Source organism: Streptomyces sp. NPDC046900 (genome assembly GCF_040644975.1).
GTDB lineage: Bacteria > Actinomycetota > Actinomycetes > Streptomycetales > Streptomycetaceae > Streptomyces.
Genome location: NZ_JBEYXD010000185.1, coordinates 1 through 6,141, shown reverse-complemented (window position 1 = coordinate 6,141; position 6,141 = coordinate 1). Strand labels below are relative to the sequence as shown.

Sequence of the window (6,141 nt, the reverse complement as noted above, 5' to 3'; positions counted from 1 at the left end):
CCGCTCGGCATCCTGCTCGTACTGACCGACCGCCGCGGGCTTCTTCAGAACGTCCTCGCCGGGGCCGGCCCGGCGTGAGGCCCGCACGACGGCGCGCGGATCCGCCGTGGCGCCCGTGGTGCCGCGAGGAGACCCTCCCGGGCGCCGGACCGGCGCTAGTGCAGCGTCCAGGTCAGCTTGTCGCCGCCCACCCAGCGGACCACCTCGGGGTCGTCGAGGTCGTGGACGGGGACGCCGCACTCCGCGGCCACGTCCAGCACGTCGACGAGCGATCTCGCCCGGCCGACCATCTCACCGTCCACCTCCACGATGCGGAACGGCGGCGTGCCCGGCTGGACCTTGAGCACCGTGATCCGCGGATGGGAGATGTGCGGACTCGCGATTTCGGTCATGCATAGAGCGTAGAGCGCATCTCGCCACTCGGCGGTGGGGCGGTGGTGAGCGCACGCTCTGGCGGGCCGCACGCGCCGTGCCACGCCTCGCCGCCATCGTTGGCCCGGCCGGGTGATGGAGCGGGGGGCGCGCCGCCGTGCGGGCCCGGCGTCGCTGGGCAACGCTGGGGGTAGGAGGTGTCGATGGAGCCCGTCGCAGCCCTGGACCGGATCGCCTTCCTGCTGGAGCGGGCCGGGGCCCCGACGTACCGCGTCCGGGCGTTCCGCACCGCCGCCGCGGTGTTGTCCCAGCTGCCCGAGGACGAGATCGCCGGGCGAGCGGCCGCCGGGACCCTCGAGTCCCTCAAGGGCATCGGCCCGAAGACGGCCCAGGTGGTACGGGAGGCGCTGGCCGGGCGGACCCCCGGCTACCTGGAGAAGCTGGAGCAGGAGGGCGGCGCTCCGCTCGCTCAGGGCGGCGAAGGGCTCCTGGCGCTGCTGCGTGGCGACTGCCATCTGCACTCCGACTGGTCGGACGGCGGCAGCCCGATCGAGGAGATGGGGCGGACCGCCGCGCGGCTCGGGCACGAGTGGGCGGTGCTCACCGACCACTCGCCCCGGCTCACGGTCGCCCGGGGGCTGTCCGCCGAGCGGCTGCGCGAACAGCTGGACGTGGTGGCCGGGCTCAACGCGCGGTGGGCCCCGTTCCGGCTGCTGACCGGCATCGAGTGCGACATCCTCGGCGACGGGTCGCTGGACCAGGAGCCGGAACTCCTCGACCGGCTGGACGTGGTGGTGGTGTCCGTGCACTCCAAGCTGCGCATGGACGCACCGTCGATGACGCGCCGCATGATCGCCGCCGTCCGCAATCCGCTCGCCGACGTGCTCGGCCACTGCACGGGACGGCTGGTCACCGGGCGCGGGCGCCCCGAGTCGGAGTTCGACGCGGACGCGGTGTTCGCCGCGTGCGCCGAGTCCGGCACGGCGGTGGAGATCAACAGCCGGCCCGAGCGACTGGACCCGCCCCGGCGGCTGCTGCGCAGGGCCCTCGATGCGGGGGTCCTGTTCTCGATCGACACCGACGCGCATGCGCCGGGCCAGCTGGACTGGCAGATCCACGGCTGCGCCCGGGCCGAGGAGTGCGGGGTGCCGCCCGAGCGCGTGATCACGACGTGGACCGCGGACGAGCTGCTCGCCTGGACGCGCGAACGGACGGTGCCCTCGCGTGTGGCGGCCACCTGACGTGGTACCCGACGCGATACGTGAGGGAGGACTGGCATATGGGACGGGCGGCCGTGTTCGACGTCGACGGCACTCTCGTCGACACCAATCATCTGCACGTCACGACGTGGTGGGAGGCGTTCCGGCAGGCCGGTCACCAGGTGCCGATGCACGCCATCCACCGGTCGGTGGGCCTCGGCTCCGAGGATCTGATCGCCCACCTGCTGGGCGGCCGGGACCGGGACGAGGTCGACTTGCTGGTCGCCACGCACACGGCCCTCTATGCCACCTTCTTCGACCGGCTGCCCCCGTTCAAGGACGCCGGACGGCTGCTGCGCCGGCTCGACCACGACGGCTGGGACGTCGTGCTCGCCACGTCGGCGAGCGGGCCGGAGCTGTCGGCGCTGCGCCGCGCCATCGGAGCGGACGACGCCATCGCGGCGACGGCGAGTGCGGACGACGTGGACGCCGGCAAACCCGCGCCCGAGCCGGTGGAACACGCTCTGGAGCTGACCGGCGTGCCGCCCGAGCAGGCCGTGTTCGTGGGCGACACGGTGTGGGACATGAAGGCGGGGACCCGGGCCGGGGTGACGTGCGTGGGCCTGCTGTCCGGCGGCATTCCGCGGGCCGACCTGCAAGAGGCCGGCGCCCGCGCCATCTACCGGGATCCGGCCCACCTGCTGTCCATGCTGGGCGACAGTCCGCTCGCGCCGGACACCTAGGCCGGTCTCCACGGAGCTCACGGGCGCACAGCTCATGAGCAGTGACGTAGATCACTATCGAGTGGCTGAATTTCTGGAACACCAACCGGTAGTTTCCCGTTGAACGATCCGTGGGAGCGGACGGAACAGTGTCCCCGGGCCTCATCCTCCGCCCACAGGGACGATCGTTCGGCTGAAGCCCTGTGGAGCCTTTCGCCGAGAGGCGACCGCCGTCCGCGCCCACCACCGACTGCCCCGGCCGTGAATCCCCCGTCACGGTCGGGGCTTCTCCATGTCCGGACACCGCGTCCGCACACGGCGCGCCGGCGCCCGCTTGACTTCGAGCGCGCTCGAATTCGTAGCGTGCACAGCATGAGCACTGCACAACACAAGATCGGGTCGGGTTTCGGCGCCAGCAGCACCGCCGACGACGTACTTCACGGAATCGACCTCTCCGGCAAGCTGGCGGTGGTGACGGGCGGCTACTCCGGGCTCGGCCTGGAGACGACGCGTGCGCTCCGCAAGGCGGGCGCCCGGGTCGTCGTTCCGGCGCGGCGCCCGGCCGCCGCCGAGGAAGCGCTGGCGGGCCTCGACGGGGTGGAGGTGGACGAGCTCGACCTCGGTGACCTTCAGAGCGTGAGCGCCTTCGCCGACCGGTTCCTCGCCTCCGGCCGCACCCTCGACATCGTGATCAACAGCGCTGGGATCATGGCCTGCCCGGAGACCCGGGTGGGGCCCGGCTGGGAGGCGCAGTTCGCCATCAACCACCTGGGCCACTACGCGCTCGTCAACCGCCTGTGGCCGGCGATCGAGCCGGGCGGGGCGCGGGTCGTGTCCGTGTCGTCCGCCGGCCACCACCGCTCCGGCATCCGGTGGGACGACCTGCACTGGAAGCAGGGCTACGACAAGTGGGAGGCGTACGGGCAGGCGAAGACCGCGAACGTCCTCTTCGCGGTGCACCTCGACAGGCTCGGCAGGGAGCACGGCGTCCGGGCCTTCTCCCTGCACCCCGGCGGGATTCTCACGCCGCTGCAGCGTCATCTCGCCAAGGAGGAGATGATCGAGCGCGGCTGGATCGACGAGACCGGCGCGCTGGTGGACCCCGACGCCTTCAAGACGCCCGAGCAGGGCGCGGCCACCCAGGTGTGGGCCGCGACCTCGCCCCGGCTCGCGGACATGGGCGGGGTGTACTGCGAGGACTGCGACATCGCGGAACCGGCTCCGTCGGACGGCACGCGCGGCGGCGTCAAGGACTGGGCGATCGACCCGGAGCTGGCCGCGCGCCTGTGGGCGGTGTCCGCGGAGCTCACCGGCGTCGACGCGTTCGCGTCCCGCAGCTGAGGCGCGCGGGCCGGCCGCGCCGGCGTCCGGCCCGCATCGGCCGCCTGCCGTGAACTCTCGCGGGCCGCGCCCGCGTTGCCGGCGCGGGGATCACATCGCGGAACGTCAGGCGGCGAAGCCCACGTTGGTCACGTACTCGTACTGGCCCCACTGCGAACCCAGATCGACGATCTGGTCGGTCCAGGCGTCGTCGAGGGCCTGGAGGTCGTTGTCGGACCAGGCCCGGACGATGGCGTCCCAGTGACGGATGTTCAGAATGCGGAACTCCACGAACCGCTGGCGGGGACGGGACACCTGGGACTGGTTCACGGGGTGGAGCTCGACCCGCGTGCCACGCCCCTCGCGGTTGAGGCGGCCCAGGAGATAGCGGGCGACATTCTGGCGCCGGACCGTCCGGTAGGCCGTCTCGATCCTCTCCAGGTTCGACCGCGAGGGGGCGCGCCTGCCCTCCAGCCACGCCTTCAGCGTGCGCCCGGTGACCGTCAGTCCCGCCTCGCGGGCCGCGGCGCGGGCGTGGTCGCTGCGCGTGAGGTAGTGCAGCCGGGCCAGCAGACCGCGCCGCGACGTCACCGGGCTCGCGACCCCGCCGGCGAGCGCGTCCAGTTGCCGGGCCACCGCCTCGCTGCCCTTGATCCCGCGGGCGCCGTACCTGCCGAACTCGATGGTGTGCTGCGGCACTCCCGCTCCTTGCTCAGTCGCCCGGCTCGCCCGCGGCGCCGGAATCGGTGTCGTCGCCCACGGTGTAGGTGTCCTTGATCTTCACCTCGGAGACGCCGCGCCCTTCCGGGAAGACACGCCGCCAGTCCCCGATCACGTGCAGTTCGTCGGTGCCCATCGCGCGCACGACGGTCAGCCCCTCCTCATGCGCCTTGTAGGCCTTCGCCCAGAGGTTGGCGAACGCCTGCGAACGGATCAGGTGCATCCAGTCGGGACGGTACAGCTCCCGGTTGTAGTTCGACTCCCCCATGGTGGAGACGAACTTGGAGTACATCGCCTTCACGTACTCCAGGGTCACCTCGTCGTCCTCGGCGATGGCCCGGTCGCGGGCGTCCTTGAGCGCCACGCGGAACTTCTCCAGCAGGTTCTCGGTCGCGCCCGAGGTGAAGGACTCATGGATCTCGGGCGGGTCGCACAGCGCGTACGTGGGACCCGACAGCCGCAGCAGCAGACGCAGGGTCGGCTCCGTGACCCACAGCGGACCCGGTTCGTCCCGGTTGCCGAGCGGATGGGGCAGAACCCCGTCGTGCTCCCACGCAGGAGGCGTGATCAGGTGGACGCCGGCGCGCCTGCGGTCGTGGCCGAAGCCCGAGGAGTGCTCCAACTGGCCGATCGGCAGGTGCGTCTTGAGAGCCGACAGATACGCGCCGTTGATGTCGAGGGCCGTCACCTCGTGCCGGCCTGCGGGCAGTTCGGGCCGCGCCCACTTGGGGCGGGCCTCCCAGATCTCGTCCGAGCCGCGGGCGGTCTGCTTGCGCAGGATGTCGGGGATCCAGGGGTGCGCCACGATGTCGTAGCGGCCGCCCTTCCGGGTCTGGTCCAGCAGTGCCATCGCGTCGGGGATGGCCCGCTTCACCAGTGCCGCGGTCGCCGCCTCCACATCGCCGGCGTGCGCGGCGAGCGCGGCGGCCACCGCCTCGCCGATGGGGTCCGGGTTCTCGGAGGCCGCCTTGACGCGGCGGCCCACTGGCACGACCTGGACGGATCCGGTGGGCTCGCGGTCCGTCTGCGGTGCGTCCACCTGGGCGGGCCGCCCGGGTGCCGCGGGCACCTTGCCGCACTCCCCGGGGTCCAGGTGCTGCGGGAATCCCGCCACCTGGTGCCGTGCGGGCTGACCGCACAGCACACACGGCTGGGGCGCGGGCAACGCCTCCACGGCGTCGGCCTCACCGTCGAACTCCTGCCGCGGGTCCGCTTCGCCGGGTGCGGCCACCGTCTCCCGCGCGTCCCGCTCCGCCAGCTTCGTCCGGGCACCGTCCAGGAAGTACGCGTACTTCTCGCGCGCTTCGCCGCTCGGGTCGCGTCCGGACTCCCAGCCGCCGACCGTGGAGGGACTGACCCCGAGGGCCTGGGCCACCTGCGTCCGGGACAGGTTCAACTCCTCGCGCAACGCGCGCCGTTCCTCGGCGGGCGGCAGTGGGACCTCCTGCCGGGCACTGGCCAGCAGCGCGTCGATCGCCTCGAACTCCGTCACCGGGCCACCGCCTTCGGGTCACCGCGCAGCCGGAACCGGGCCGCCAGGTATCCATAGGCACAGGCCGGCGTCGGTACGGCGACCGCCGGCCTCATGTGTTCTCCCCAGGACCATCCCACCCGGTCAGCCTATCCAGCCCCGTGGGTCAGGGGCGCGAGGCAGGTCGCCGGGTCATGCGCCCGGAGGCCGAACTCACGGGCCGCCATGACAAAGGACCCCGTGCCCGGGAGGTGGAGGCCCTGCGAGCGCAGGGGGCGGCGGTGCGTGCCGCCCGGGAAGCGGGGGCGGGACCGGAGCCCGACGGGGAGCCGGGGGA

6 protein-coding genes are annotated in these 6,141 nt (G+C 72.7%); 3 read left to right on the top strand and 3 right to left on the bottom strand.

The features are described from left to right. Positions 1-155: 155 nt before the first annotated feature. Entirely contained in the window at positions 156-392 is a 237-nt protein-coding gene (locus ABZ904_RS50200) for a hypothetical protein (RefSeq protein WP_359409758.1), read from the bottom strand. 183 nt (positions 393-575) lie between these two features. Between ABZ904_RS50200 and ABZ904_RS50195 the strand changes: the two genes are divergently transcribed. The 3 genes from ABZ904_RS50195 (at position 576) to ABZ904_RS50185 (ending at position 3,634) form a co-directional block, all read left to right on the top strand. Then, a complete protein-coding gene (locus ABZ904_RS50195; protein ID WP_361830928.1) occupies positions 576-1,613 on the top strand; it encodes a PHP domain-containing protein in 1,038 nt (345 codons plus the stop codon). A gap of 38 nt (positions 1,614-1,651) precedes the next feature. Further along, positions 1,652-2,314, top strand: coding sequence for an HAD family hydrolase (locus ABZ904_RS50190; RefSeq protein WP_361830926.1), 663 nt, complete (start codon positions 1,652-1,654; stop codon positions 2,312-2,314). Between the two features lie 351 nt (positions 2,315-2,665). Further along, positions 2,666-3,634, top strand: a complete 969-nt coding sequence (locus ABZ904_RS50185) for an SDR family NAD(P)-dependent oxidoreductase (RefSeq protein WP_360999277.1) — start codon at positions 2,666-2,668, stop codon at positions 3,632-3,634. Between the two features lie 105 nt (positions 3,635-3,739). Here ABZ904_RS50185 and ABZ904_RS50180 read toward each other — a convergent pair whose 3' ends face one another. After that, entirely contained in the window at positions 3,740-4,312 is a 573-nt protein-coding gene (locus ABZ904_RS50180) for a transcriptional regulator (protein WP_359409766.1), read from the bottom strand. 13 nt (positions 4,313-4,325) lie between these two features. Next, positions 4,326-5,825: a helix-turn-helix transcriptional regulator gene (locus ABZ904_RS50175; protein ID WP_361830922.1), complete on the bottom strand. Its 1,500-nt coding sequence runs from the start codon at positions 5,823-5,825 to the stop codon at positions 4,326-4,328. Positions 5,826-6,141 lie beyond the last annotated feature (316 nt).

Coding starts and splice junctions, on each gene's coding strand:
- ABZ904_RS50200 (WP_359409758.1), bottom strand. CDS start 392: ATGACCGAAATCGCGAGTCCGCACATCTCCCATCCGCGGATCACGGTG.
- ABZ904_RS50195 (WP_361830928.1), top strand. CDS start 576: ATGGAGCCCGTCGCAGCCCTGGACCGGATCGCCTTCCTGCTGGAGCGG.
- ABZ904_RS50190 (WP_361830926.1), top strand. CDS start 1,652: ATGGGACGGGCGGCCGTGTTCGACGTCGACGGCACTCTCGTCGACACC.
- ABZ904_RS50185 (WP_360999277.1), top strand. CDS start 2,666: ATGAGCACTGCACAACACAAGATCGGGTCGGGTTTCGGCGCCAGCAGC.